The sequence below is a fragment of the Streptomyces sp. NBC_00989 genome (assembly GCF_045162655.1).
In the GTDB taxonomy this organism is placed as follows: Bacteria; Actinomycetota; Actinomycetes; order Streptomycetales; family Streptomycetaceae; genus Streptomyces.
Genome location: NZ_CP108728.1, coordinates 8,838,956 through 8,865,724, shown reverse-complemented (window position 1 = coordinate 8,865,724; position 26,769 = coordinate 8,838,956). Strand labels below are relative to the sequence as shown.

25 protein-coding genes are annotated in these 26,769 nt (G+C 71.2%); 8 read left to right on the top strand and 17 right to left on the bottom strand.

Going from position 1 to position 26,769, the window contains the following annotated elements:
- Window positions 1-335 precede the first annotated feature (335 nt).
- The 5 genes from OG714_RS39840 to OG714_RS39820 form a co-directional block, all read right to left on the bottom strand.
- On the bottom strand, window positions 336-938 hold the full coding sequence (locus OG714_RS39840) for a GTP-binding protein (protein ID WP_406128420.1): 603 nt from the start codon (window positions 936-938) through the stop codon (window positions 336-338).
- Entirely contained in the window at window positions 922-1,278 is a 357-nt protein-coding gene (locus OG714_RS39835; RefSeq protein WP_033286270.1) for a DUF742 domain-containing protein, read from the bottom strand. Before OG714_RS39835 ends, OG714_RS39840 begins: the two co-directional genes overlap by 17 nt.
- The gene (locus tag OG714_RS39830; protein WP_019059290.1) at window positions 1,275-1,703 is read right to left on the bottom strand and encodes a roadblock/LC7 domain-containing protein; all 429 of its coding nucleotides are present in this window, start codon (window positions 1,701-1,703) and stop codon (window positions 1,275-1,277) included. The genes OG714_RS39835 and OG714_RS39830 overlap by 4 nt, the downstream gene beginning before the upstream one ends.
- Window positions 1,700-3,964 (bottom strand): nitrate- and nitrite sensing domain-containing protein, encoded by a 2,265-nt coding sequence (locus OG714_RS39825; RefSeq protein WP_406128418.1) that lies wholly within the window; start codon window positions 3,962-3,964, stop codon window positions 1,700-1,702. Before OG714_RS39825 ends, OG714_RS39830 begins: the two co-directional genes overlap by 4 nt.
- A 231-nt stretch (window positions 3,965-4,195) precedes the next feature.
- Window positions 4,196-5,359: a DUF5685 family protein gene (locus tag OG714_RS39820; RefSeq protein WP_406128416.1), complete on the bottom strand. Its 1,164-nt coding sequence runs from the start codon at window positions 5,357-5,359 to the stop codon at window positions 4,196-4,198.
- A 333-nt stretch (window positions 5,360-5,692) separates the two neighbouring features.
- Here OG714_RS39820 and OG714_RS39815 point away from each other — a divergent pair, with 333 nt between their 5' ends.
- Window positions 5,693-6,133, top strand: coding sequence for a cell division protein SepF (locus OG714_RS39815; protein ID WP_019059292.1), 441 nt, complete (start codon window positions 5,693-5,695; stop codon window positions 6,131-6,133).
- A 57-nt stretch (window positions 6,134-6,190) separates the two neighbouring features.
- Here the strand turns inward: OG714_RS39815 and OG714_RS39810 are convergent, their stop codons facing one another.
- Together OG714_RS39810 and OG714_RS39805 are read right to left on the bottom strand one after the other, a co-directional pair.
- Window positions 6,191-7,381 (bottom strand): acyl-CoA dehydrogenase family protein, encoded by a 1,191-nt coding sequence (locus tag OG714_RS39810; protein WP_406128414.1) that lies wholly within the window; start codon window positions 7,379-7,381, stop codon window positions 6,191-6,193.
- A 175-nt stretch (window positions 7,382-7,556) separates the two neighbouring features.
- Window positions 7,557-9,164 (bottom strand): MFS transporter, encoded by a 1,608-nt coding sequence (locus OG714_RS39805; RefSeq protein ID WP_406128412.1) that lies wholly within the window; start codon window positions 9,162-9,164, stop codon window positions 7,557-7,559.
- Between the two features lie 261 nt (window positions 9,165-9,425).
- On the opposite strand from OG714_RS39805, the gene OG714_RS39800 reads away from it, so the two are divergent.
- Both OG714_RS39800 and OG714_RS39795 read left to right on the top strand, forming a co-directional pair.
- Window positions 9,426-10,622 (top strand): hypothetical protein, encoded by a 1,197-nt coding sequence (locus OG714_RS39800; RefSeq protein ID WP_406128410.1) that lies wholly within the window; start codon window positions 9,426-9,428, stop codon window positions 10,620-10,622.
- Between the two features lie 237 nt (window positions 10,623-10,859).
- Window positions 10,860-11,900: a phosphatase PAP2 family protein gene (locus tag OG714_RS39795; RefSeq protein WP_406128408.1), complete on the top strand. Its 1,041-nt coding sequence runs from the start codon at window positions 10,860-10,862 to the stop codon at window positions 11,898-11,900.
- A 153-nt stretch (window positions 11,901-12,053) separates the two neighbouring features.
- On the opposite strand, the gene OG714_RS39790 is transcribed toward OG714_RS39795, so the two are convergent.
- The 4 genes from OG714_RS39790 to OG714_RS39775 all read right to left on the bottom strand — a co-directional run bounded on the left by OG714_RS39790 (window position 12,054) and on the right by OG714_RS39775 (window position 15,458).
- A complete protein-coding gene (locus OG714_RS39790) occupies window positions 12,054-12,269 on the bottom strand; it encodes an I78 family peptidase inhibitor (RefSeq protein WP_406128406.1) in 216 nt (71 codons plus the stop codon).
- 262 nt (window positions 12,270-12,531) lie between these two features.
- Window positions 12,532-13,533, bottom strand: coding sequence for a helix-turn-helix transcriptional regulator (locus OG714_RS39785; RefSeq protein WP_406128404.1), 1,002 nt, complete (start codon window positions 13,531-13,533; stop codon window positions 12,532-12,534).
- A gap of 97 nt (window positions 13,534-13,630) precedes the next feature.
- Window positions 13,631-14,935 carry an ABC transporter substrate-binding protein gene (locus OG714_RS39780; protein ID WP_406128402.1) on the bottom strand — a complete coding sequence of 435 codons (1,305 nt, stop codon included), beginning with the start codon at window positions 14,933-14,935 and terminating at the stop codon, window positions 13,631-13,633.
- The gene (locus OG714_RS39775; RefSeq protein ID WP_406132113.1) at window positions 14,904-15,458 is read right to left on the bottom strand and encodes a hypothetical protein; all 555 of its coding nucleotides are present in this window, start codon (window positions 15,456-15,458) and stop codon (window positions 14,904-14,906) included. The genes OG714_RS39780 and OG714_RS39775 overlap by 32 nt, the downstream gene beginning before the upstream one ends.
- A gap of 122 nt (window positions 15,459-15,580) precedes the next feature.
- Between OG714_RS39775 and OG714_RS39770 the strand changes: the two genes are divergently transcribed.
- Genes OG714_RS39770 through OG714_RS39760 form a run of 3 tightly spaced genes read left to right on the top strand, consistent with a single transcriptional unit; the run spans window position 15,581 to window position 19,442 of the window.
- Window positions 15,581-16,057, top strand: coding sequence for a hypothetical protein (locus OG714_RS39770; RefSeq protein ID WP_406128400.1), 477 nt, complete (start codon window positions 15,581-15,583; stop codon window positions 16,055-16,057).
- An 8-nt stretch (window positions 16,058-16,065) separates the two neighbouring features.
- Window positions 16,066-18,810: an ABC transporter permease subunit gene (locus OG714_RS39765; protein WP_406128398.1), complete on the top strand. Its 2,745-nt coding sequence runs from the start codon at window positions 16,066-16,068 to the stop codon at window positions 18,808-18,810.
- The gene (locus OG714_RS39760; protein WP_406128397.1) at window positions 18,807-19,442 is read left to right on the top strand and encodes an ATP-binding cassette domain-containing protein; all 636 of its coding nucleotides are present in this window, start codon (window positions 18,807-18,809) and stop codon (window positions 19,440-19,442) included. Before OG714_RS39765 ends, OG714_RS39760 begins: the two co-directional genes overlap by 4 nt.
- Window positions 19,443-19,500: 58 nt before the next feature.
- Here OG714_RS39760 and OG714_RS39755 read toward each other — a convergent pair whose 3' ends face one another.
- The gene (locus OG714_RS39755; RefSeq protein WP_406128395.1) at window positions 19,501-20,205 is read right to left on the bottom strand and encodes a transglycosylase family protein; all 705 of its coding nucleotides are present in this window, start codon (window positions 20,203-20,205) and stop codon (window positions 19,501-19,503) included.
- A gap of 504 nt (window positions 20,206-20,709) precedes the next feature.
- Here OG714_RS39755 and OG714_RS39750 point away from each other — a divergent pair.
- On the top strand, window positions 20,710-21,498 hold the full coding sequence (locus OG714_RS39750; RefSeq protein WP_406128393.1) for a hypothetical protein: 789 nt from the start codon (window positions 20,710-20,712) through the stop codon (window positions 21,496-21,498).
- 37 nt (window positions 21,499-21,535) lie between these two features.
- The gene (locus OG714_RS39745) at window positions 21,536-21,955 is read left to right on the top strand and encodes a hypothetical protein (protein WP_406128391.1); all 420 of its coding nucleotides are present in this window, start codon (window positions 21,536-21,538) and stop codon (window positions 21,953-21,955) included.
- A 102-nt stretch (window positions 21,956-22,057) separates the two neighbouring features.
- On the opposite strand, the gene der is transcribed toward OG714_RS39745, so the two are convergent.
- The 5 genes from der to aroH all read right to left on the bottom strand — a co-directional run bounded on the left by der (window position 22,058) and on the right by aroH (window position 26,682).
- Window positions 22,058-23,533 (bottom strand): ribosome biogenesis GTPase Der, encoded by a 1,476-nt coding sequence (gene der / locus OG714_RS39740; protein ID WP_406132112.1) that lies wholly within the window; start codon window positions 23,531-23,533, stop codon window positions 22,058-22,060.
- A gap of 75 nt (window positions 23,534-23,608) precedes the next feature.
- The gene (locus OG714_RS39735; RefSeq protein ID WP_406132110.1) at window positions 23,609-24,196 is read right to left on the bottom strand and encodes a lysophospholipid acyltransferase family protein; all 588 of its coding nucleotides are present in this window, start codon (window positions 24,194-24,196) and stop codon (window positions 23,609-23,611) included.
- A gap of 53 nt (window positions 24,197-24,249) precedes the next feature.
- Window positions 24,250-24,945: a (d)CMP kinase gene (gene cmk / locus OG714_RS39730; protein WP_406128390.1), complete on the bottom strand. Its 696-nt coding sequence runs from the start codon at window positions 24,943-24,945 to the stop codon at window positions 24,250-24,252.
- A gap of 277 nt (window positions 24,946-25,222) precedes the next feature.
- Window positions 25,223-26,317, bottom strand: a complete 1,095-nt coding sequence (locus OG714_RS39725) for a prephenate dehydrogenase (RefSeq protein WP_406128388.1) — start codon at window positions 26,315-26,317, stop codon at window positions 25,223-25,225.
- On the bottom strand, window positions 26,314-26,682 hold the full coding sequence (gene aroH / locus OG714_RS39720; RefSeq protein ID WP_406128386.1) for a chorismate mutase: 369 nt from the start codon (window positions 26,680-26,682) through the stop codon (window positions 26,314-26,316). The genes OG714_RS39725 and aroH overlap by 4 nt, the downstream gene beginning before the upstream one ends.
- Window positions 26,683-26,769 lie beyond the last annotated feature (87 nt).

Genomic DNA, 26,769 nt, shown 5'->3' with positions numbered 1-26,769 from the left:
GCCGTTTCCCCCTGCTGTCAAGGTTGTCCATACTGTGGGCGCTACGTCTCAGGTCGGTTGACGCCCAACCGGATGCCTGTTCCACTTACCCCATGCATCCACAGCAGTGGCTGGTCAGGCGCTCCCACATCGACTTCGGTCGCGTGTGGTCCTCTTCCTGTTGAGCTGACCCACTGCACGCTCCGATCCCCGGATCTCCCGCCTGATCGGGCGCCTCTCGCGTTCTGCCTCCCCCTGTTCTCGCCTTCACACGCGCACCCCTCCCCTCGCGCAGTTCACCAGGGCCGTGGGGGCCGGTTCCCGGACCGGCCCCCCGCCGTCGTCCAGCGTTTCCGTTACCGCGCCAGCGCCGCCGTCGTACGCCGTCGTGGTGTCGCGCGCACGCCGATCACCCGGTCCATCAGGGCTCCGAGCACATCCCGTACGGAGTCCCGGTTCCGTGCGTCGCATTCCAGCACGGGCACGTCGGCGCCGAGCCCGAGCGCCTCCCGGACCTCCTCCACGTCGAACCGGTCCGCGCCGTCGAAGCGGTTCACGGCGAGGACGAACGGCGCGCCCTGCGACTCGAAGTAGTCGACCGCCGGGAAGCAGTCCTCGATCCGCCGGGTGTCCACGAGGACCACCGTGCCGAGCGCGCCCTCCACCAGGTCGTCCCAGAGGAAGGAGAACCGGTCCTGCCCGGGCGTGCCGAACAGATACAGCGCGATCGTCGGGTCGAGCGTGATCCGCCCGAAGTCGAGGGCGACGGTCGTGGTGGTCTTCGCCTCGACCCCCACCAACGAGTCGACGCCGACGGAGACTTGGGTGATCGCCGCCTCCGTGTCGAGGGGTTCGATCTCCGAAATGGCCCCGATGAACGTGGTCTTGCCGACCCCGAGGCCGCCGCTGACCACGATCTTCACGGCCAGCGGCACGATCTTGTCAGAGCGCCCGGACATGGTCCCTGATCCTTTCGAGCATCGGGAGCGGCAGCTCCGCGGGTTGCCGGCAGGCGAGTTGCCCGGCGACGACGAGGTCGGAGATGAGCACCTTGGCCACTCCGAGGGGTACGCCGACGCGGTGCGCCACCTCGGCGACGGTCGTCGGCTGTTCGCACACCGCGACGATGTGGCGCCGCTCGAAGGCGAGCGACGGATCCGGCACGCCGACGGCGACGACCAGCGTCTCCAGCCGCAGATCGGCCTGGAGAGGCTCGGACCGGCCGCCGGTGATGATGAACGGCCGGACGAACGTCGCGTCCTCGTCAGGTTCTACGTCCCTGGGCTGTTCACCGTTCACCGTGGCAACGCCTGCCGCAGATCGGCGATGAGCGTCGGGGTGAGCAGATCACCCGCCCGCTCCGCGAGCACCGCCATCTCGTAGCCGACCAGGCCCAGTTCACCGCTGCTGTCGGCGAGGACGCCGAGACAGCTGCCGTCCCGGATCGCCGAGACGAGCAGGAAGCCGCGCCCCATCTCGATCATGATGAGTTTGACCCCGTCGAAGCTGTACCGCTTGGACGCGCTGCGGGCCAGGCTGCTCAACCCCGAGACGATCGCGGCGAGATGGTCGGCCTCGGTCCGCCCGAGCCCGTCGGAGACGGCGATCAGCAGCCCGTCGGAGGAGACGGCGACCGCGTCGCGTACGCCGTCGGTGCTCTTGACGAAGTTGGCGAGCAGCCAGTTGAAGGTCCGCGAGTCGTGCGGGGTGTCGACAGTGGTCACTTGGCGTCACCCTCGCTGTGTGCGGCGGACTTCTTGGCCCGCTCCTTCTCCTTCTCCACGCTGATGCCGCCGCGCATGTGGGCGCTGCGCAGGGTGGAGAGCATTCCGGAGACCTCCTCGGGGCTGCGGTCGGTGGTCGGTCCGGTGGGCGCCGGGCGGCTGGGCCGGTCCGTCTCGGTGACGGCCTCCGAGATCGCGCTGCGCTGGGGCCGCTTGACGAGTCCGTTGCGGGTACGGGAGGCGGAGGTGCCGCCCTTGGCGCCGGAGGCCTTGCTCTCGACGGGCTTCGACCCGGCCGTGACGGTCACCGGCTCCACGGCGTCCTCCTCGTTGCGCGGCGCCGGCAGCACCGGCTTGTCCGCGGCCTTGCCTTGCGGGGCCTCCGTCAACAGCCCCGCGGGGATCAGCACCCGGGCGACCACACCGGCCGCCGGTGCCTCGCCGAGCCGTACCTCGATGCCGCACTTGCGGGCGAGGGCGCCGACCACGAAGTGGCCCAGGAACCGGGTGGGTTCGGCCATGAAGCTGGCGGTGCCGGACAGCCGTACGTTGGCCTCGGCGAGGGCCTGGTTGTCCATGCCGAAGCCGTGGTCGACGATCGCGACCAGATACCCGGCGCTGGTGCGCCGCCCCTCGATCTCCACGTCGGAGTCCGGCGGCGAGAAGCTCAGCGCGTTCTCCACCAACTCGGCGAGCAGGTGGGCGATCTCGACCACGACGGAGCCGGTGACGAACGCGGGCTCGATCCGGCGCAGGGTGACCCGCCGGTACTCCTCGACCTCGGACAGCGCGGCGCGCAGCACGTCGTTGACGGCCAGCGGGGTGGACCAGGGGCGGGGGCTGGACTCCCCGGCGAGCACGAGGAGGCTTTCGGCGTTGCGGCGCATACGGGTGGCCAGGTGGTCGAGTTCGAAGAGGTTGGCGAGGGTCGCGGGGTCGGCGTCCTCGTGCTCCAGCTTGTTGATGAAGCTGATCTGACGGCGCACCAGGTTCTGGTTGCGACGCCCCAGGCTCACCAGCGAGTCGGTGGCGTTGCGTCGCAACACGGCCTGCTCGGTGGCGAGTTCGAAGGCGGACCGCTGCACCCGGTCGAACGCGTCGGCCACCTCCCGCACTTCGGCCCCGGCCCTGTCACCCACGGACAGCGGAGCGGGCGGCCGCGGAGCCTCCCCGGACGACCCGTCCTGTACGGCGGCCACGGCCTGCGGCAGCCGGCTGCCGGCCACCTCCCGTGCCTGCTGGGCGAGTTCGACGAGCGGTGCGGAGACGGACCGTACGCAGTCGAGGGCCAGCGCGGCGAGCGCGGTCACGGTGGCGAGGGCGAGCAGCAGGAACAGCAGCAGGTCGCGCTGGGCCGAACTCTCCAGCTGGGCGGCGCGGTTCTCGACATCGGTGCCGAGGCCGATCTGCACGCTCCGCATCCCGTTGATGGTGGAGGTCATCGAGTCCCACCAGGCCATGGGCGGGATCGCGCTCGACTTCAGCTTCCCGGTGCCGTGCACCGCCTTGCTCTCGTAGGCCAGCGCGCGCTCGGCGTCGGGCGTGGTCAGGGCGGTGTTCAGCCGCCGTTCCTGCACGGCGGTGGCCGAACGGGGGAAGGCGTCGAGGGCGGCGAGGCGTCCGGCGCGGATCTCCATGAACCGGCTGTAGTCGTCGCCGCGGAACTTTCCGGCGCGTACCGAGCCGAGCACGATGGCCCGCTCCTCGCCGGTGAACTCCTTGGCGTTGCCGAGAACTTGGAGCGCCTGGTAGGCGTCGCGGAGATCGCCGTCGTGGACGTCCCCGAGGCCGAGGTCGAGCCGGTCGAGGACGGTGATCGTGGTGGTGAAGTAGTCGAAGGTGTCCTTCACCACGCCGGTGCCGTCGTCGGCGTCCTTGCGGATGCCGACGAGGCCGTCGAGCCGGCCGAGGGACTCGCGCACGGAACCGGCGGCGGAGTCCTCACGCCCCTTCAGGGCCACGTCCAACTGCTCGCGCGCGGCGTCGGTCGCCTTGCGCTGCGCGGGCAGCTTGGCGTTGAACTGCTGGACGCCGCCGACGTATCCGGTGGTGAGTCCGCGCTCCTTCTGCAGCTCGTGCACGAGTCCCTGGAGGGTGATTTCCAGGCGGGCGTTGTCGGCGGTCGCGGAGGCGTTGCGATAGGCGGAGATCTGGTCGGCGGCCGCGATACCGAGCAGTGCGAGCAGGACCGCGAGGGCGAGGATCAGAATCCTCAGCAGCCTGGTGCGGATGCTGGTGGTCGCTTTTGTTGTGACGTCCACTGAAGTGCCTTAAGTGGGTGGCGAGTTGATCGGGAGTCGAACCTGGGCAGAAATGGTTCTGCTCCCCGACCAACGACACTCATGGCACACCGGTCACCGGATCATGTTTTTGTTTTACCGCTCCGAAACACCGTCCGCCGGACTGCGCAGGTCGGTCATGATCCCTGCGCCGCGCGTATACAACGATGGTGACGGCCTGTCACGGTCGGCAGGCAATGGCACCCGACGCGGTCAGCAGTCGCAGCACGACAGACATTCACAACATTCGCAGCATTCGCACGCGTCACAGCACGAGCAGTCGCAGCTCGAACAGCACCCTTCGCGCCGCCGCCCCGACCACGGCCCCTCGAACTCGTCGGCGCAGCACACCTTGCAGGTGCAGCACAGCCCGAGGGCGACGGCACACCCGGCCCAGAAACCGCGTCTGTCGGGCCGCGGGGGCTCACCGCCGTAGGGATTGCCGTCGTGCCGCGGATCGCCCGGCAGATAGGGAGCCTGCGGCGGCCCGAAAGCACCTTCCGGTCCGTGCCCGCACGACTGGGTGCCGAAGGCCCGGTCCACCGAGCGCCCCAGTTCGTGCGCGAGCAGCAGATGCGCCAGCTCGGCGTCCACGAACTCCGTCTCCCGCAGCGCGAGCCGTATCCCGTGCAGCGCGTCGTCGGCGAGCCGGCGGGCCTCGGCGAGCGGCGTGCCGGTCGCGGTGAGCGGGTTCCAGGCACCCGCCGCGGCGTCGGTCCCCTGGTCCTCCACGGCGTCCAGGAGATGCGCGAGCCGCCCGAAGAGGCGTCCGGCCTCGGCCAGCGGTACGGCGTTGCCGGGCCGTCCGGCCAGGATCGCGGTGTGCGCGAAGGCGGCCGCGGTGGCGGTCTCGGTCGGTTCCGTGACGGTCAGGATCGGCGTCCCGGGCCCGGCCAGGGACTCGATGCCCACCTGCCGGTCCACCGCGTCGACGAGCACGGCGGCGTCGAACCCGACCGCGGAACCGGAGCGCGCCCCGGCCCGCCCCCAGCTCCCGGCGACCCGCCGCGCGGCCAGCGCCACCGGCCTGCGGGCCAGCAGCCCGTCCCCGTCGGCGACATGGTCACGCACCTTGGCGGAGGCGAGCACCAGCGAGACGGCCGCCGCGAGCCGCGCCCCCTCGCCCTGCGCGACGGACGCGGTCCGCATCCCGCGCAACGGGCAGGGCCCGGCCGTACGACGCCATCCGCCGCCCGCCCGCTCGACCTGAGCCTCCGTCAGGACCGAGAGGAGCAAACCGTCGTAGTTCGTGACAACCCGCGCGAACTGCCCGTGATCCCCGCGCAGCGCGAGACACAGCCCGCACAAATGCGCCATCCATTGGGTCTTGAGGCTTTCACCGAGTCTGTGACTGCAAGGCCGGACCATTCCGAACACGACAACCCCCCGTGGCGTGAACGACATCTGACTGGGCATCTGAAGATCGATATGGCATCTGACCGGGCGTTGAGCAACCGCATCGCAACGACCACCCCGTTCACCCGTACGCACCAGCCGTCACCCGGACGCCGAGAAGAATCATATTTCACTCTCAGTCAGCAGCCCTGTCCAGCAACACCCTTGATACACGGGGGCCCTCGACGTATTGGCTGTGCACCAGTAGCGTCACAAACCCCCCGCGCGGCGTCTATCCACTTGGCGCGCGATCCGCATCATGGATGACCATAGGGATGCGGAAAGCAAGTAAGACCGCTGTGAGAGGAGGCGTCCATGGGATCGGTACGCAAGGCGAGTGCTTGGCTTGGACTCGTTGACGACAACGATGACGAGCGCTACTACGACGACGACTACTCCGAAGGGACCGAGCAGCCCGGGGATGCCTGGGTCACGGATCCGCGGGTGAAGGTGGCCGAGGACGTCGCCGAGGTGAAGGGCCGGCGGATCGGCACGGTCACCCCGGACAGCTTCCGCGACGCCCGCGCCATCGGCGAGCTGTTCCGGGAAGGCGTCCCGGTGATCGTGAACCTCACGGCGATGGAGGCGACCGACGCCAAGCGCGTGGTCGACTTCGCGGCGGGCCTCACCTTCGGCCTGCGCGGCACGATCGAGCGGGTCGCGAACCGTGTCTTCCTGCTGACCCCCGCCAACACGGAGATCGTCAGCGGCGACCCCGCCGTGCGCCGTGAGGACGGCTTCTTCAACCAGAGCTGAGGCAGGGCCGCTTACCGGCCCTGCCTCCCGCAGGGTTGAACAGGGCTTCGGGTCTTCCTAGCGGAAGGCGTCGAGTCCGGTGAGCGCCTTGCCCAGCACGAGCTGGTGCATCTCGACGGTGCCCTCGTACGTGAGCACCGACTCCAGGTTCGTCGCGTGCCGCATCACGGGGTACTCCAGTGAGATCCCGTTGGCACCGAGGATCGTCCGTGCCGTACGACAGATCTCGATGGCCTCTCGTACGTTGTTCAGCTTGCCGAAGCTGACCTGCTCGGGACGCAGGCGCCCGGCGTCCATGCGCCGCCCCAGGTGATGGGCGAGCAGAATCCCCTTGTGCAGTTCGACCGCCATGTCGGCGAGCTTGGCCTGGGTGAGCTGGAAGCCGCCGATGGGCCGCCCGAACTGCTCCCGGGTCTTCGCGTACGCGACCGCGGACTCGAACGAAGCGCGCGCCGCGCCCATCGCACCCCACACAATTCCGTAACGGGCGTGCGACAGACAGCTCAGCGGCCCCTTCAGCCCTACGACCTCCGGCAGCACGGCATCGGCGGGCAACCGCACGTCGTCCAGGACGAGTTCGCTGGTGACGGATGCGCGGAGTGACCATTTGTGCTTGATCTCGGGCGCGGAGAAGCCGGCCGCGTCGGTCGGCACGACGAACCCGCGGATCCCGTCGTCGGTCTGCGCCCATACGACGGCGACGCCGGCCACGGACCCGTTCGTGATCCACATCTTCCGCCCGTTGAGGACCCAGTCGCCGCCGTCGCGCTTGGCGTAGGTGCGCATGGCGCCGGGGTCGGAACCGTGGTCGGGCTCGGTGAGCCCGAAGCAGCCGATGACGTCACCGGAGGCCATGCGCGGCAGCCAGGCCTGCTTCTGCTCCTCGCTCCCGAAGCGGTGAATGGCGTACATCGCGAGGGACCCCTGCACGGACACGAGCGACCGGATCCCGGAGTCGGCCGCCTCCAACTCCAGGCAGGCGAGCCCGTATTGGACGGCGGAGGCCCCGGCACACCCGTACCCGTCGAGCGACATCCCGAGCGCCCCGATGCCACCGAGTTCGCGGGCGAGTTCCCGGATCCCGGGCAACTCCCCCTTCTCGTACCACTCGGCGACGTACGGCAGCACCCGGTCCGCGGCCCACGCCCGGACGGTGTCCCGGATCGCGAGGTCCTCGGGGTCGAGCAGGTCGTCGATGCCGAGGGGGTCGGCGGGGTCGAAGGGGGGCAACTTCGGGGACGCAGCCATGACACAGCCTCCGGCACTAAAACTATCACCGCTAGTTACGACAACGGGCTCGACGTTACGACGAGCGGTGTCACACGTCCAGCGCATCCCGCAGCCGCCAACGGCGAGGCACCCCCACAGGACACGTCCACCCCTCGATTGCCCGTAAACGGGTGGGCGGGTGGGAGAGCGTTGGTCAGGCTGAGATGCGGGACTCTGCCACTTCCCTGGGGGCAGGCACCCCCACCGCAGCCGCAGGCACCTCGCACTGCATGATCCGGGGCAACCTCAACGCCATCACCGCGCCCAGCAACAACAACCCCGCGCTGACGAGCAAGGTGACGTGCAGCCCGTGCACGAAAGCGTGCCGAGCCGCGTCGCGCAGGGCCGCTCCACGTTCCCCGCCGAGACGCCCGGCGACGTCGTACGCCTCGCCCAGCGAATGCCCCGCCGAGGCCGACGCGGACGCCGGTACACCGGGAACGGACGACAGCCCGGGCGCGTACGCCGCGTTCATCACGCTGCCGAGGAGCGCGATGCCGATACCCGCGCCGAGTTGGTACGAGGTCTCGCCTATCGCCGCCGCACCTCCCGCCTGGGCCGGCGGCGCCTCGCTCAGCATCGACTCGTACGCCCCGAAGAGCGTCATCTCAAGACCGAACCCCAGCAGCAGGAACCCGAAGAGCAGCAGTCCGGTGTTGTCCCGCTCGCCCATCGCGGTCAGCGTCAGCACCGAGAATGCGGTCAGGCAGAAGCCGAAGCACACCATCCGGCGCGGCCCGAAACGCCGGAGCATCCGCGCCCCGAACAACCCCGCCGCCATCGCCGCGAACGTCAGCGGCAGCAGCCGTAGACCCGTCTGGAGGGGCGACAGCCCCAACACCAGTTGCAGGTACTGCGCCGCGATCAGCTCCAGGCCGACCAGTGCCAGCATCGCCAGCACGATGCAGCCGACGGACGTGCTGAACGCCGGCCTGCGGAACATCTTCAGGTCCACCAGCGGATGCGTACGGCGCCGTTGCCGTCGTACGAAGAGAACCAGCAGCACCGCGCCCGCGAGCAGCGGGGCCACGGTCCACCCGCTCTCGACGGGCTCCCCGCCACCGAGCCGCTTCACGCCGAAGACGGCGCCGAAGAGACCGCCCGCGGCCATGAGCGCGCCGACGACGTCCCACGGGCCGTTGCGATCGCCGCGGGACTCGGGGAGGAGGAGCCGGCCGATCGGCAGGCTGATCAGCATCAGGGGGATGTTGACGAGGAAGACCGAGCCCCACCAGAAGTGTTCGAGCAGGAAACCGCCGAGCAGCGGGCCCACCGCCGCGCCGACCGCCGCCACCGCGCTCCACACGCCGATCGCCACCGCCCGCTCGCGCCGGTCGGGGAAGACCTGGCGGAGGATCGAGAGCGTGGCCGGCATGATCATCGCGCCGCCGACGCCGAGCAGCGCCCGCGCGAGGATCAGGACCTGGGCGTCATGGGCGAGGGCGGCCAGCCCGGAGGCGATGCCGAAGAGGCCGTAGCCGAGGAGCAGGATGCGCCTGCGGCCGACGCGGTCGCCGAGCGTGCCGAAGAGGATGAGGAGCGAGGCGCAGACCAGCGGATAGACGTCGACGATCCAGAGCAGCTCTATCGCGCCGGGTTTGAGGTCCTCGGTGACGGCCGGCACCGCGACATGCAGCACGGTGGCGTCGAGCGCGACGAGGAGCAGGCTCACGCAGAGGACGACGAGGACGACCCAGCGGTTGGCACCGGCCCCGGCCGACCGACGGCGCAGCGCTGCGGCAGCCATGGTCGTCCCGGACATGTACTACCTCCCAGATGTTCCCTCGCGTTCGGCGGGGCTCACGGGGTGGGGACTCCCCGTGACTGCGGCCGGAGAGGAGCGGTGTCTCCGACCCGCGCAACGAAGGCGAGTGAGCCGTCAGCGTACGCGAGTTCACGCCAATGCCACGTGGCGGACCTCTCACACTCTCCGGAGAACACGTGTGGCGTACACCACTCGCCCTTTGCTGGACCACGCCCCCGGCGGACCTGCCGGTTCCGCCCGCCCTCGATAATCAGGTCCGTGACGGATCTTGCAGCACCTCTGCGCCGGGCGGCCCCGGCCCTCCTCGGGTACGCCGCCGTCCGCGCCCTGGGCCTGGTGGTGCTCGCGGTGTGGAGCGCGGCGCGCGGCAAGAGCGCCCACACCTTGCTGACGGCCCGGTGGGACGCCCTCTGGTACACGCGGGTCGCCGACCTCGGTTACGGCTACGAGGTCCGCCTCCCGAACGGCGACGTCCACTCGAACCTCGCCTTCTTCCCGCTGCTGCCCTGGCTGGAAAGGGCCATGCACGCGGTGTCCCCGCTGTCGTACGCGGACGGCGGCCTCGTGGTGAGCCTGCTCGCCTCGCTCGCGGCGGCCTGGGGGATCTTCGCGGTCGTGGAGTGCGTCTACGGCCGCCGCGTGGGCGTTTGTGCCGTGCTGCTGTGGGCCGTGCTCCCGGTGGGGATCGTGCAGTCGATGGCCTACAGCGAGTCGCTCTTCACCGCGCTCGCCGCCTGGTCGCTGTACGCCGTCCTGACCGGCCGCTGGGTGACGGCGGGCGCGCTCGCTCTGCTGGCCGGGCTGACGCGGCCCGTGGGGCTCGCGGTGGTCGCGGCGGTGTGGGTCGCGGGCATCATCTCGTTCACCGGGCTCGCCTCGCGGTTCACCGGATTCGCCCCGCGCGCGGAGGCCTCGTTCGTGCGGGACCGCAGCCCGGCGCCCGCGCCCGGCGCGCGGGCCTGGCGGTGCGCCCTCGGGATGGTGCTCGCGCCCCTGGGCGCCGCCGGGTACGTCCTGTGGGTCGGCCACCGCACCGGCAAGGGCCCGCTGGGCTATCTCGACGTGCAGGCGGGCTGGCGCAACGGTTTCGACGGGGGTGCCGCCTTCGCCCGTTTCGTCGGCGACAAGTTCACGTCGTTCCCGTCGGCCCTGGCCGGGGTGGGGCTGATCGTCGGGGTCGGGCTGGTGCTCTGGCTGTACGTCGTCGGCGTCCGGCAGGGCCAGCCGCTGCCCCTCCTGGTGTACACGGGGGTCGTCACCGCGCTCGCGCTGTGCGCGTCGAGCTACTTCGGCTCGAAACCACGGCTGCTGATGCCCGCCTTCCCCCTGCTGCTCCCCCTCGCGCTCGCCCTGGCCCGGCTGCGTACGTCCAGGTCAGCGTGGGTGGTGGGTGGTGTCGCGGTGGCGTCAGCCGTGTACGGGGCGTTCTGGCTGAACGGTTCCGGTCCCCCATGATCCACTCGTCACGCTCCATGAGCGCCTGGCCAATTCCACCCCAGCATTTGGTGAACTCATTAATAAGGGCCTTAAAACTCGACCCGGCATGATCAAAGGAATTGAAGGACGGAGCCGTCCGGGATTGCGGAATCCTCGGAAATAAACCAGCGCCTGAGAGCTTTCCCACATCACATCGTCATCACAAAGCCGCTGATTCGACGGGGATCCACACTCACTCGCTGTAACGTCGATTGAGTGCGTACCGAACGAAACCTCACCCGTCTGGACCGGGTGTTCGCGAGGCTGGACCGTGAACCCGAACGGCCGGCCAACATCGACGTGCCGAAGATGAGCCGGCACAGGGTCGTGCTCTTCGCGGCGACCCTGGCCTTCTATCTGGCGATCGTGTGGCTCGTGGTGACCACGTCCTGGCTGGTCCGGTTCGACTGGCAGGTCATGTTCTTCCGGCCGTACCAGCAGTGGGCCGGCATCCACTGGTTCGTCGACTACTACGTGGTCCTGGGCCAGCGCGGCCCGACCGCGGTGATGGTCGCGGCCTGGCTGGGCTGGCGCTCCTGGCGGCAGCACACGCTGCGCCCGCTGCTGACCCTGGGCACCTTGCTGCTGCTGCTGAACATCACGGTCGGCGCGGCCAAGCTCGGCATGGGCCGCCTCGGCCCGCACTACGCCACCGTCATCGGCTCGAACGAGATGGGTCTCGGCGGCGATATATTTCCCAGCGGCCACACCGCCAACGCGGTCGTGACCTGGGGGATCCTGGCGTATCTGGCCTCCACGCCGGCCGCCCGCCGCTGGTTGTCCGCCGCGTCCGCGGTGACCTCGCTCGGCGTCGGCCTCGCCACGGTGTACCTCGGCACGCACTGGCTGAGCGACGTGCTGCTCGGCTGGGCCGCCGGTCTGCTGGTCCTGCTCGCCCTCCCCTGGTGCGAGCCGCTGATCGCCCTGGCCGAGACCCGGATCTTCGACCTGCGCGACCGCTGGCGCGCCCGCCGCCGCGGCACGGCGCCCGCACCCGCTCCCGCTTCGCCGGTCACCGCGCCGGTGCTGCTCAAGCCACGTACCTCCGCCTCGTCGGGCGACGAGGTCCCGGCGGCCCGCGAGACGGTCACCGCGAGCCGTTCGGCGCGCCCGCCCGTCCATCTCGCCCCGGGCCCGCACACGACCCGCTCGGAGCGCACCCCGGTCACCCCGATCGGCAGCCGCCGCCCGCCGCACCCGGACCGCGTCGCACGCGGCACCACCCCGGCCGCCGCCCGCCCGCTGCCGGGCGGCTGACGACCCACCCAGACCGCGGGGCCGGTACGCACAACCATCCCCGCGCATCAAGAAGGCCCCTGTTCCTCCAGCGGAACCGGGGCCTTCATCACGTCCGCGCCCGATGTTCGCGCCCGACGTGGTGTTCTCGATGTGTGTTCCCGATGTGCGTGCTCAGCCCTTCCAGGCGCGCGCCACCGTGCCGTCCTTGACCTCGAAGTTGAGCCGCCCCACCCGGAACTCCATGGTGATGACGGCCCCCGGCGGCAGCGACCGCACGCTCGACCACCCGCGCTCCCGCGCGAGCCGCTCGGCCTCCGTCGCGTCGAGGCCCACATAGCTGTTCGGGCTGTCCTGGGGCTCTGCCGGTGGAGTCGGAATGGATGCCATGCCCGCCACGCTAGCCCCTCTTCCCCTCTCTCCGTCCCTCTCCGGTCACACTTCTGTCACAGGATCAGGACGTGTGTTTTGTTCAGCCTCCCTCACACGTATGAGCGGTTCCGTACGCCTTCCGCAGGCATTCGAACGTAATTCCCGCATGTCGGTCCGGCTCTCCGAATAGCCCGGCGGAAAGCACCGCGAGAACCGGCCGGGCGCCCCTTTCCATTCCGATTCCGTGCGCTACGGCGGGAGCTGACGCCGCATAAGAGTTTCACCGTTCCGGCACAGAATCGCCGTGGGCTCCCGGGCCGTGCCGGTCCAGCGCGCGGGACAGCCGGTCCCGGGCCGTCCTGATCGTCTCGGTCAGCTCGACGGGCTCCAGGACCTCGAAGTCGAAGCCCGTCATCATCACGTGGACCACCATCAGGTCGAGGTTCGGGGCCCCGGTCCGCAGCAGGCAGGTGGTCGCTCCGTCGGCCTCCAGCGTCCCCGCGGACGGTGAGATCCGCTCGGCGGCCTCCTGGAGGGGCACGAGCAGCCGTACGACGGCGTGCGAGGCGTACGCGCGCGTGGAGACCCCTTTCGAGACGTGCGCGGCGAGGTCCTCGGCCGGTGGCGGGCGCGGGGTGAAGCGCGGCCCGTGCGGCGGCCTGGGGGTGACGCGGTCGACGCGGAAGGTGCGCCAGTCCTCGCGGTCCAGGTCCCAGGCGACCAGGTACCAGCGGCGCTCGGTGCACACCAGGCGGTGCGGTTCGACGCTGCGGCGGGTCGGGACGCCGTCGTGGTTCTCGTAGTCGAAGCGCAGCCGCTCGGCGTCCCGGCACAGGGCGGCCAGTTCGGTCAGGACGGCCGGGTCGACGGCGGACGGCAGCGTGTTGTGCAGCATCGGCACGGTGAACGCGTTCAGGGCGCCCACCCGGCGGCGCAACCGGCTCGGCAGCACCTGTTCGAGCTTGGTGAGGGCGCGTACGGAGGTCTCGCCGATGCCCTCGATGCCCTGCCCGGCGGCGGTGCGCAGCCCGACCGCCACGGCGACCGCCTCGTCGTCGTCCAGCAGCAGCGGCGGCAACTCGGCGCCCGCGCCCAGCTGGTAGCCACCACCCGTACCGGGACTGGCGTTGACGGGATATCCCAGCTCCCGCAACCGGTCCACGTCCCGGCGCACGGTGCGCGGGGTGACCCCGAGCCGGTCGGCCAGGTCGGCGCCGGACCACTCGCGGTGGGCCTGGAGCAGCGACAGCAGCCGCAGGAGTCGTGCCGAGGTCTCCAACATGGTCGAAGTCTCTATCAGGGACGGTCTGTATCGAGGGCGGCCCTGTATCGAGGGCGGCCCTGGGTCGACGGCGGCCCTGGGTCGACGGCGGCCCGCGTCAAGGGCGGTACGGCAGTTGCGGCACCTCGAAACACGTGCGGTTCATGTCGCCTTGCGGGACCCATCCTTTGCCGTCCTGCCAGCGGGCCACGGACAGGCATGTCCTGCGCGTCTTCGGCGGTTCGGCGAGCCGCTCGAAGGGGACGGGAACCAGCAGCCCGTCGGCGGTGTAGTTCCCGCTCCGGTTCATGAAGCCGTCGATGCACGCACGCGTGACGCCCGTTTTCGTGCACGCCCGCGCCGCGTCCGTGAACCACATCGCCGCCGCCCACCCCTCCAACTGCCACTGGGAGTGCGTCTTCAGCCCCTTCGTCGCGTCCCGGAACTCCCGTACGGCCGCCTGGGACGTGTCGTCGAAGTCGCGGCTGGACCCGGTCGCCCACAGCGCGTTGCGGCAGCGCGGGGAGTCCTTGTAGTCCTCGGGGACGGTGGACGTCCAGTTCTGTACGTTCGTCACCTTGGCGATGACCTTCGCGCCGACCTCGTCCATCGCCGCGCACAACTGGGCGTTCCCGTGCGTGTCGATGGCGTCGAACACGAGGTCGGCGCCCTGCTGCTTCAGGTCCGCCGCAGCGGCACGGAAGTTGGGCAGCGCGAAGTCGACCTGCTCGGTGACGACCTTGTATCCCTCGGCCTTGAGCCCCTGCTCGACGAGCCGGGCGTAGGCGGCGGACGCGGCCTGGTTGTACGACACGACGGCGGCGGTACGGGCGCCCCGCTCGCGCTTGAAGTACCGGTAGACCTCCGTGCCGCCGTACAGCTGCCCGCCCCAGCCCGGTGTCCCGGCGCGGGGCGCGAGGCTGCCGTAGATGCCGTACAGGTGCGGCCAGGTGTCGTAGGCGGCGCCGATGGGCTGGCCGCCGATGTCGGGCACGCGCGCGTGGGAGACGCGGGAGGCGCCCGCGTAGTCGAGGGCGGTGGTGGCGACGAGGGCGACGACGGCATCCCCGTCGGCCCCGTCGATCAGCTGGTGCACGCACGCGTTGTTGCCGACACCGCTGCCGCCGTCGTCGCACAGGCGCACCTGGACCGGGTGCCCGTCGATGCCCCCGCGCGCGTTGAGACGGTCGAAGTACGCCTTGGCACCGTCGCGGGGGCCGGTGAAGGTGTCGCCGCCGACCGGGCTGGTCGCGCTGGTGATGATGCCGACCCGGATCGGCGTGCCGCTACTGGGCGCGGGCGTACGGGAGTTGCCGTGCTCGAAGTCGCTCTCCGGGAGGCGGCTGCCGCAGGCCGTGCCCGCGAGGAGCAGCAGCACCGCGACAGCGGCCTCAGCAGCCCGCCCCGGGCGACTGCGAGGCATCGCCGCTCAACGCCACCAGCGCGCACAGGGTGTTGACGGACACCTTCCAGGTGCCGCCCTGCTCGACGGCCGTCCCGGAGGCGTTCGGCAGGGCGGTGGCGCCGTTCAGGGTCAGGCTGTACGTCACGGTCGCCTTGGCCGCCGAGGTGAACTCGACCTTCTGGACGTCCGCTTGAACCTGTCCGCCGCGCTTGTCGCCGCTGAATGCCTTCAGGACCGGGCCCATCTTGTCGCCGTTCTCCAGGACGGCCTGTTTGTCCGCGCCGGAGCTGGCCGGGTCGAAGAACGTCTTCCAGTTGGCCTTGATCTGTGTCGTCGCGGCGGCCGGGTCCGCGGGCGCGGTCGCCGGTGCGCTGGTCGTCTGCTCGACGGACGGGGTGGGCGGTGGTGCGCTGCTGCCGCCCCCGCTGTCGTCGCTACAGGCCGCGAGGGCCGGGCCGAGCACGAGGACCAGGGCGGCTGCCGCCGAAGTACCCCGCCCCCGCCGTGTGTTCGTTCGCCTGAGGTCGCTCCCGAGAACCATCTGGCTCACCGCCGGGTGTCGTTCCGGGCCGTGCTCGCCCGGTGTTTTCAGGTCAGGTGTCAGAAGGCATAGTGCAAGCCATTGGCCGGCATGGACAGACACCCGACGTGTGGGGGCCGTAAATGCGGACAGCCCGACTGCGGACCGTGCACCCCGCCCTGTGGGCCGGCTGGGCCGCGCTGGCCGCCGGCGCGGTCCTGTGCGTGACCGGCTGGTACGGCGTCTCGGGCGAGCGCTACGCGGAACGCCAACTCCCTTACCTGGCCTCCTGCACGATCCCCGGCGCCGCGCTGATCGTCGCCGCGGCGGTCCTGCTCACCCACGGCCGCAGCGCCCTCGCCGCGGCGCGCGTGGAGGAGCTGTACGGCCTTCTCGTGACTGCCGGACCCGCCGACGCCGAGGAGTCCGCGCGGGCCGCGGCAACGCCCGTGGCGGTCAGCGGGGACCTGTTGATGGTGCCGGGCGGCACGCTGTGGCACCGCGCGGACTGCCCGTTAGTCGCCGGGAAGCCCGAAGCGGTGCCGGTGGACGCGAAGTTGGTGGCGAACGGCGAGTTGAGCCCCTGCCCGATCTGCGAACCCGCCGAAGCCGACGACTGATGGCCTTGATGTCCACCTTCACCTACGACCTCACCCTCGCCGGGCTCTCGGTCGGCAGCGCCGCCGCGCTCACCGGGATCGGCCTGATCGTGACGTACCGGGCGACCGGCGTCCTCAACTTCGCGCACGGCGCGATCGCGATGGTGTGCGCGTACGCGCTGCGGCAGTGCGTGGTCGGGTGGGGCTGGCCGCTGTGGCTCGGCGCGGTGATGACCTTGCTCTTCCTGGCCCCGGGCATCGGGGTGGCCCTGGAACGCTTCGTCTTCCGGCCGTTGGCGGTCCTGGGCGGCGATCCGGCGCAGACGCTGGTCGCGTCCATCGGGGTGTTCGTGCTGCTGGTCGGCGGGGCCACGCTGGTGTGGGGGCAGGGGGCGCGGGACGACGCGCCGGAGCTGGTGTCGGCCGATCCCTGGGGGCAGTTGGCGGTGGTGCTCGTGCTGGCCACCGGAGTCGGGGCGGTCATCCGGTGGACGCGGTTCGGGCGGGAGCTGCGGGCCGTGGTGGACGACCGCCGACTCGCGGTCCTGGGTGGCGTGGACGCGGACCGGGTGGCCGCGGCGGGCTGGGCGTTCGGGTCCTTCACGGCGGGCCTGACGGGCGTACTCCTCGCGCCGTACGTGCGCCTGGACCCGTACGGCCTGCCGCTGCTCGTCATGGAGGTGGTGGCGGTCGCGGTGGCGGCGCGGATGCGGAGTCTGCCGGTCGCGGTGGTGGTGGCGCTGGGGATCGGGGTCGGGCAGAGCCAACTGACGCGGCTTCATCTAGCGGGCTGGCGTGGGCAGTTGGTGCAGGCGGTGGGCGCGAACCTGTTCGTGCTCGCCCTGTTGGTGGCGGCGCTGGTGCTGCCGGGTCTCGGTGCGAAAGACGCCCTCCCGCGGACGGCGACGGCCCGCGTCGCGACGCCTCCGGGTGCCTGGATCGTGGCCGCGGTGCTGTTCCTCCTCCCCCTCGGCTTCGCGGGCTCGGACCTGCACACCTCGGTCCAAGTCCCGGCGCTGGGCGTGGTGTTGCTGTCCCTGGTGGTGGTCACCGGGCGCGGCGGGCAGCTCTCGCTGGGGCAGGCGGCGTACGCGGGGCTGGGCGCCCTGTTCACGGCGCTGCTGGCGGCGGGCCGCTTCCCGGGCCTGCCCCGCCTCCCCGAACTGGCCGCGCTGGCACTGGCGGTGCTCCTGGTAGCTCCCCTGGGCCTGGTGACCGGCTGGCCCGCGATCAGCCGCCACGGCCTGGCCCTCGCCCTCACGACCTTCGCGGTGGGCGTCGGGGTCAGCCGCTTCGTCTTCGCCCAGCCGTACGCCACGTCGGGCCTGTCGCTCGCCCGCCCGTCCGGCTTCGACGGCGACCGCGCCTACTACGTCCTCGAACTCGCCCTCCTGGCAGCCGCGTTGCTCGCCACCCACGCCCTGCGCCGGGGCCGCACGAGCCGCGCCCTCGCCGCCCTGCGCGACCACGAACAGGGCGCGTCCGCGGCGGGCGTGCGGGTCCCGTCCCTGAAACTCCTGGCGTTCGTCGCGGGCGCCGCGCTGGCCGCCCTGGGCGGCGGCATGCTCGGCATGGGCCTGCGCGCCTTCGACCCCTCGGCCTACGACCCCGTCCGGGGGTTGTTGTGGTTCGCCGCGGTGGTCGTCCTGGGCGCCGACAGCACCCTGGGCGCGCTGGCCGCCGCGGCCCTGCTGGTCGGGCTGGACGCGGGGGCGCGCGGCGGGGTGGCGGCGGCGCTGATCGGGGTGCTGGCGGTGTGCGTGGGGCGGTTTCCCGGGGGGCCGTACGAGGCGTTGCGGCGGGCGGCGGGACGCTTGCGGCCTCAACGGAAGGTGCGGCTCACGGAGTTGGGGGTGGGGGTACGGCGGAGGCTGCGAGTGGTGGGTGCGCCAGCGCTGCCGGTACAGCTGGGCTCAACGACGGCCGCGCACAAGGGTGTTACGTACCGTGCGAGGCCCGGTGCCGGACGGACCTCCGGGGCACGGGACCGGCGAGGGCACCCCGCCGGACCCGGACAGCGGGGCGACGCCACAGAACCGTCACACCGGGATGACGTGCCCACCCCACCGCTCCTCACCGCCCACACCCTGCACGTCCGCTACGGCGGTTTCGCCGCGCTCGACGGAGTCGATCTCGTCGTGCGGGCCGGGCAGGTCACCGCTGTCGTCGGGCCCAACGGGGCTGGAAAAAGCACCCTGTTCCACTGTCTGGCCGGGACCGTGCGGCCCGCGCGGGGGCAGGTCCGGCTCGGCGGGCGGGATGTCACCAGGTTGACCGCGCACGCACGCACCCGGCTCGGGATCGCCCGGACCTTTCAACAGCTCGCCGTGTTCCCCTCGTTGACCGTCACCGAGAACGTCCGCGTCGGGGCCGAACAGGGGCGGGTCGCCGAACCCGGCGCCGTGGAGCGGGCGTTGCGGCTGTTCGGGCTCGACGGGGACGTCCGGTCGCTGCCCGCCGCCGGGCTGCCCACCGGGACGCTGCGCCGGGTCGAGCTGGCGCGGGCGTTCGCCGGGAGTCCGCGCGTGCTGCTGCTCGACGAGCCCGCCGCCGGGCTCGACACCGCCGAAGTGACCGCGCTGACCCTGGTGTTGAGGGCGCTGGCGGCCGAGGGCACCGCCCTGCTCGTGGTGGAGCACGACCTCGATCTGGTCGCGGACCTCGCCGACGTGGTCCATGTGATGGCCGCGGGCCGGATCGTCGCCTCCGGCCCGCCCGATCGCGTCCTCGACGCACTCGACACCCACGAGGCCACCCGGGAGACCCCCGCATGACCATCGCCCTGCGCCACGCACGCGTGCGCTACGGCCCCCTCGAAGCCCTGCACGGCATCACCCTCGCCGCCCCCGCCCACGGACTCACCGTCCTGCTGGGCCGCAACGGCTCCGGCCGTACGACCGCGCTGCGCGCCCTCGCCGGTACGGTCGCGCTGTCGGGCGGCGCGGTGGTGTGGGACGGCGCCGACGTGACCCGTGTGCCCGCCTACGAACGAGCACGCCGGGGACTGTGCCTGGTGCCGGAACGGCGGGCCGTGTTCGGGTCGCTCACCGTGCACGAGAACCTCGAACTCGCCGCGCGGGACTACGCCGTTGCCCTCGACGCGTATCCGCAGCTGGTCCCTCTGCTGCCCCGCCGGGCCGGCACCCTCTCCGGGGGCGAGCAGCGGATGCTGGCGCTCTCCCGGGCTCTGCTGGCACGCGCGCGGGTGGTGCTCGTCGACGAGCCGGCGCAGGGGATGTCGCCCGGGGTCGCGGCGCACACGTACGAACTGCTGGGCGGGTTGGACGCGTGCGTGGTCGTGGCCGAGCAGCGGTTGCCGCCGGTGCTGCGCGGCCGGGCGGCGATCGTGTACGAACTGCGGCGCGGGACGGTCGTGTTCAGCGGCGAGGCGGCCGAACTGGCGTGACGGGCGCGCCCCCGCCCGGTCGGAGGACGGGGCGGGGGCGGCTTGGGAGCGGTTCGGCTCAGAGGTCGAGCTGCTGCCCGGGGACGATCAGGTCGGGGTCGGTGCCGATGACGGACTTGTTGGCGGCGTAGATCTTCCGCCAACTGGTCCCGTGCTGGGCGGCGATGGCGCTCAGCGTGTCGCCCTCGCGGACGGTGTAGTCGCCGCGGGACGTGCCGCGCGAGGCGTTGTTCGTCCCACGAGCCGGCGTCTTCGCGGGCTTCGACGGGGTCGCCTTCTTGGTCGACTTCTTCTGCGTCGACTCGGTGGTCGACTTCTTCGACGACTTCGTCGACTTCTCGCTCACCGTGCCGGAGGAGGCCCCGGGTGCGCTGCCGCTCGCTCCGGCCCGTGCCGAGCAGACCGGCCAGGCGCCCCAGCCCTGGGCCCGCTGGACCTTGCCGGCGACGGCGATCTGCGCGGACTTGGAGGCCTGGTCGGCGGTGGCCGCGTAGGCCGAACCGCCGTAGGCGCGCCAGGTGCCGGCGGAGAACTGGAGTCCTCCGTAGTAGCCGTTGCCGGTGTTGATGTGCCAGTTGCCGCCGCTCTCGCACTGGGCGATGCGGTCCCACACTCCGCTGTCGGCCGCCGCGGCGTTGCCGCTTGCGGCCAGCAGTCCGAGCGGGGCGAGCAGAGCCGCTCCGGCGAGGACCACTGTCGTACGCGCTTGACCCTTGTGGGTCTTCGGTGCGTTCTCGCGAGTGGTATCGGCACAGTCGGACATGTAGTTCCCTCTCCAACAACCCGGGGTCCCCCAAGACGGTTCGCGGCTCCCACGTGTCGACGCGGTCCTCGCGCTCCTCCCCGTCCGTCGGAAGTCGTGCTGCTTGCTGGCTTGTTCGGCCGACGGACGTATCCCGAGCGGTGCTCGTTGCACACGGCGGAGGAATGTACGGAGGAGAGCGAGCCGGTGTCGACCAACTGCCCTTCGCCGCAGGCCAGTTGACTGTTACCGCGGGTATCGGCACTTTTCGGCCACCCACTACATTCGCTGATTTCACGATTTTTCGACCAGTTGCCGACACGCGCTGTGACTCGGTTCACGCGACCAACTCCCTTGACCTTTCACGGAGTTGACACGGAGTGTCCGATTCCGTACCAACCGTGACCGTCCGCTTCGGTTGGTTCGATTCGGTTCGCTCCGGGGCGTGACTCCCGCCACAGATCCTCCGTTGTCTTCTTCATGAGCCCGGGACCCACCGGGCACCGCATTCCGAGGGAGCCACCCGTGCCGCGCATGCTCGACGTCAGCGACGACGTACGCGCCGAGATCGGCGACGAAGAAGCCGACCGGCTGCTCGCCGGAGACAACGCCCCGGGCAGTTACGACTGCACGTCGTGCCGCACCCAGGGCGACTCCGATCAGGAGCGCACCAGCACCGTCCTGTTCATCGGCGACGAGACCGCCGTCCTCGCCTTCGCCCACGCCACCTGCCTGCCCTCGCAGATCGTCCAGGTCACCGAGGAGCAGCTCCAGGGCGCCGTCCGCTCCATCAGCGGCAACACGCACGCCCCGGCCGGCGCACCGGACAAGGCCGTCCCCGAGCAGGCCGTGCTCGGGGTGACCAGCGGACTCGTCCTGATCTCAGGGGAGTTGCACCCCGCTCTGGTCGTCGAGCCGACCGCGCCCATCGTGCGGCCGGGTTCGACCGACGTCGGGGACGACTTCCTGCCGCTGCTGATCGAGCAGGGCTTCATGCCGCTCAGCGAGATCACCACCGTGCCGCCCGTGCTGCACGGCTGGTCGGTGCTGCTCGCCGCGGGCCAGCTGCACGCGGTGCTCCAGCCGAGCAGCAACGGCGGTTCCCCGGTGGCCTGGTGGCAGGCGCACCATGCGCTCCAGGTCACCGACAGCTGGCGGGCCGCCGCCAACAAGCACCAGCAGGTGCTGATGTTCGCGGCACCCGTCGGCTCGATCGGCCGCCAGCCCCGCGAGGACCTGCTGCGCAGCGCGCTCGACAAGGCCGCGGCGAACGGCAAGCTGGTCGGCTCCGCGCTCCCGCTCGCGGGCACCTGAACCGCATCCCTTCAGGTCACGCGTCGTTTGGACATACGTGCACGCATACGACGTTCCCCGCAGCCGGCCCTACCAGTCGATCCCGTCCTCGCGGTCGGACCGGGACACCCCCGGCGGTCCATCGGCCACGCCGATCTACGACCGGCTCTACTCGGAGTGGGTCAAGACCTTCCGCTCGCTGCCGGGTGACCGCAGCGGCGAGGAGGAGCTGGGCTTCACCGCTTTCGGGCACAGCCCGCACAGCACGGGCTCGTTCAGCGGAGGCTCGTTCGGCGGGGGTTCGATCGGCGGGGGTTCGTACAGCGCGTACAGCGCGGGGGCCTACAGCGCCCGGCAGCAGTCCCAGTGGCAGCGCGTCGGGCAGCTCGGTCACCTCGGGCAGCAGCAACAGCACGGCCACACCGGGATGCACCACATCCCGGCGGCCCTGCCACCCGGCCCGCGCCGGGGCATCTGACGCGGCACGCACACGAAGAGGGCGGCCCCTGTTGATTCAGGGGCCGCCCTCTTCGTCGTAGAACAGTCGCGGAACGGTCGTGGAACAACCGTACGGCTACGGCTACTTCTTCTTGCCGCGCTTCTCGCGGACCCGGACCGAGATGTGGATCGGGGTGCCCTCGAAGCTGAACTCCTCGCGCAGGCGGCGCTCGATGAAGCGGCGGTAGCCCGCCTCGATGAAGCCGGAGGCGAAGAGCACGAAGCGCGGGGGCTTGGTGCCGGCCTGGGTGCCGAAGAGGATGCGGGGCTGCTTGCCGCCGCGGATCGGGTGCGGGTGGGCGGCGACCAACTCACCGAGGAACGCGTTCAGTCGGCCCGTCGGGACACGCGTCTCCCAGCCGGCCAGCGCGGTCTCGATGCCCGGGACCAGCTTCTCCATGTGGCGGCCGGTGCGCGCCGAGACGTTCACCCGGGGCGCCCACGCGACCTGGGCGAGCTCGGTCTCGATCTCGCGCTCCAGGTAGTAGCGGCGCTCCTCGTCGAGGGTGTCCCACTTGTTGAAGGCGAGGACGATCGCGCGGCCCGCCTCGACGGCCATGGTGACGATGCGCTGGTCCTGCACCGAGATGGACTCGGAGGCGTCGATCAGGATGACCGCGACCTCCGCCTTCTCTACGGCGGCGGCGGTACGCAGCGAGGCGTAGTAGTCGGCGCCCTGCTGGAGGTGGACGCGCTTGCGGATGCCCGCCGTGTCGACGAACTTCCAGGTGATACCGCCGAGTTCGATCAGTTCGTCGACCGGGTCACGCGTCGTACCCGCGACCTCGTTGACGACGACGCGCTCCTCGCCCGCCACCTTGTTCAGCAGCGAGGACTTGCCGACGTTCGGCCGCCCGATCAGGGCGATCCGGCGGGGGCCGCCGACCGCGGTGCCGAAGGTCTGCTCGGGCGCCTCCGGGAGGGCCTCAAGGACGGCGTCCAGCATGTCGCCGGTGCCGCGGCCGTGCAGCGCGGAGACCGGGTGCGGCTCGCCGAGGCCCAGGGCCCACAGGTAGGCCGCGTCGGACTCGCCGCTCAGGCCGTCCACCTTGTTCGCGGCCAGCACGACCGGCTTGCCGGCCTTGCGCAGCAGTCGTACGACCGCCTCGTCGGTGTCGGTGGCGCCGACCTTGGCGTCGACGACGAAGACGACCGCGTCGGCGGCCTCGATCGCGTACTCGGCCTGGGCGGCCACGGAGGCGTCGATGCCGAGGACGTCCTGCTCCCAGCCGCCGGTGTCGACGACCTTGAACCGGCGCCCGGCCCACTCGGCCTCGTACGTCACACGGTCACGCGTGACACCCGGCTTGTCCTCCACGACGGCTTCGCGCCGTCCGATGATGCGGTTGACGAGAGTCGACTTGCCTACGTTCGGCCGGCCGACGACGGCGAGGACGGGCAGCGGACCATGACCGGCTTCGCCGATGGCCCCCTCGACGTCCTCGATGTCGAAGCCCTCTACGGCGGCGAGCTCCATGAACTCCGCGTACTCGGCGTCGCCGAGCGCCCCGTGCTCGTGCTCCTCGCCGGAGCCGTCGGGCTGGATCTGGTCGTTCATGAAGATCGGTACCTCGTTCATCGTGGTGATCGGTGGAACCCCCGGATTTCGGGTGATCCACTACTCAAGTGTCTCTCAGCGCCCGGTGAGGCGCCTGGCGTTGTCCAGGTGGGCGGCCAGGTGCTTCTGGATCCGCTCGGTCGCCTCGTCCAGCGCCTTGCGCGTACGGCGGCCGGAGCCGTCGCCCGCGTCGAACGGGTCGCCGAAGACGACGTCGACGCGGGAGCGCAGCGGGGGCAGCGCCTTTATCAGTCGTCCGCTCTTCTCCGAGCTGCCCAGCACGGCCACCGGCACGATCGGGGCGCCGCCGCGGACCGCGAAGTAGGCGAGCCCGGCGCGCAGCGCGGCGAAGTCGCCCTCGCCACGGCTGCCCTCGGGGAAGATCCCGAGGACTCCACCGTCCTTCAGAACGCCGAGCGCCCGGGTGACGGCCGTACGGTCGGCGGTCGAACGGTCCACCTCCACCTGCCCGACGGCACGCATGAAGGGCCCGAGCGGCCCGACGAACGCTTCCTTCTTGACGAGGAAGTGCGAAGCGCGGGGTGCCACACCGATGACCATCGGGCCGTCGATGTTGTGCGAGTGGTTGACGGCGAGGATCACCGGGCCGGTCGCGGGGACCTTCCAGGCGCCCAGGACGCGCGGCTTCCACAGCCCGTACATCAGGCCGACGCCGATGCGCCGCCCGACCTCGGCGCCCCGTTTCGTTGGAGCGGTCACTTGGCGGCCCGCTTCTCCCCGACGAGGGTGACGACGCACTCGATGACCTGCTGGAGCGTGAGGTCGGAGGTGTCCACCTCGACCGCGTCGTCCGCCTTCGCGAGCGGCGAGGTCTTGCGCGAGGAGTCGGCCGCGTCCCGCTTCAGCAGCGCCTCGCGGGTGGCCCGCACGTCGGCGCCCTTCAGCTCACCGCTGCGCCGGGCGGCACGCGCCTCCGGGGAAGCGGTGAGGAAGATCTTCAGGTCGGCGTCGGGCAGCACGGTCGTACCGATGTCCCGTCCCTCCACCACGATCCCCCGCTCGGCCTCGGCGGCCAGCGACCGCTGCAGCTCGGTGATCCGGGCCCGCACCTCGGGCACCGCGCTGACCGCGCTGACCTTGGAGGTGACCTCCTGGGTGCGGATCGGTCCTGCCACGTCCACGCCGTCGACGCTGATCGTCGGGTTCGCCGGGTCGGTGCCCGAGACGATCTCCGCCTTGCCCGCCGCGTCGGCGATCGCGGTGGGGTCGGTGATGTCGATCCCGTTGCTCACCATCCACCAGGTGATCGCCCGGTACTGGGCCCCGGTGTCCAGGTAGCTCAGCCCGAGCTGCGAGGCGACGGCCTTCGACGTGCTCGACTTGCCCGTGCCGGAGGGGCCGTCGATGGCGACAATCACTGCCTGGGCGGTCCGGGCGGCGCCGTTTTCCACGGGAGGACACCTTCCTGGTGCGGGGTGGTGAGCGGGGTGGGGGTGCGAGTGCGCCCTGCACAAGGTTACTGGGTGCGCGTCACTCGTCCGGCCCCCGCTCTTCTTGGACACCGGCGCGCACCGTCCGGGCCGTCCGGCACCCTTCCGACGCGGGGCGGCTGTCCAACACAGGCCCGCGTAATTCAGCCCGTCCGGCGTTCGAGGACGAGGCCCCTTCAGGACCGATGGGGGTCTGGGGGCGGAGCCCCCAGGGACGCTCGCCCCACACACCTCGCGCCTACTGCCGGATCGCCCAGCCCCGCTCCCGCAGAGCCGCCGTCAAAACCGGCGCGGCCTTCGGCTCCACCCACAACTGCACGAGCCCCGCCTGCTGCCCGGTCGCATGCTCGATCCGCACATCCTCGATATTGACCCCCGCCATCCCCGCATCCGCGAAGATCCGGGCCAACTGCCCCGGCTGGTCGTCGATCAGCACAGCCACAACCTCGTAGACCCGCGGAGCGGACCCGTGCTTGCCGGGCACCCGGACCTGTCCCGCGTTCCCCCGCCGCAGCACATCCTCGATCCCGCCCGCACCCTCCCGCCGCTTGCCGTCGTCGGAGGACTGCAGCGAACGCAGCGCCCGCACCGTCTCCTCCAGATCCCCGGCGACATCGGTGAGCAGATCGGCGACGGGCCCCGGGTTCGCGGAGAGGATGTCGATCCACATCCGGGGATCGGACGCGGCGATCCGGGTCACATCCCGAATCCCCTGCCCGCACAGCCGTACGGCGGCCTCCTCGGCGTTCTCCAACCGCGCGGCGACCATGCTGGACACCAGATGAGGCATGTGCGACACAAGAGCCACAGCCCGGTCGTGCGCATCGGCATCCATGACCACCGGCACCGCACGACAGTGCGAGACCAGCTCCAGGGCGAGGTTCAGCACCTCGGTGTCGGTGTCGCGCGTAGGCGTCAGCACCCACGGACGCCCCTCGAAAAGATCACCGGTCGCGGCCAGCGGCCCCGACTTCTCGCGCCCGGACATGGGATGCGAGCCGATGTACCTGGACATCACCGACGGGTCGAGACCGAGCGCCTCCAACTCCCGCCGGGGACCGCCCTTGACGCTGGCCACGTCGAGGTATCCCCGGGCCGCCCCCCGCCGCATCGCGTCGGCCAGCACCCCGGCCACCAGCGCGGGCGGCGCGGCGACGATCGCGAGGTCGACGGGCCCGTCCGGCGCCTCGTCGGTACCGGCGCCGAGCGCGGCGGCCGTACGGGCCTGCTCGGGGTCGTGGTCGGCGAGGTGGACGGCGACTCCGCGCGAGGCGAGGGCGAGCGCGGCGGACGTACCGATGAGCCCGGTGCCGATGACGAGCGCGGTCCTCACTGCGCGATGTCCTTGCGCAGGGCGGCCGCCGCACCGAGGTACACATGCGCGATGTCGGCGCGGGGCCGGTCGGACTCGATGTGGGCGAGGACGCGGACCACACGGGGCATCGCGCCCTCGATGTCGAGTTCCTGCGCGCAGATCAGCGGTACGTCGGCGAAGCCGCTGCCGAGCTTGCGGGCGGCGGCCGCCGGGAAGTCGCTGTGCAGGTCGGGCGTGGCCGTGAACCAGACGCTGATCAGATCGTCGGCGGTGAGGCCGTTCCGCTCCAGGACGGCGGTGAGCAGCGCTCCGACCTGCTCGTCCATGTGGCCGGCTTCGTCCCTGTCCAGTTGGACGGCGCCCCGGACCGCTCGTACCGCCACGGCTCTGCTCCTCGCTGATGTACAACCCGGCTCTTTGTACGACCAGCCTAGTCAGCCCATTCCGTACGGGTGCCCGGCGCCCGCCCA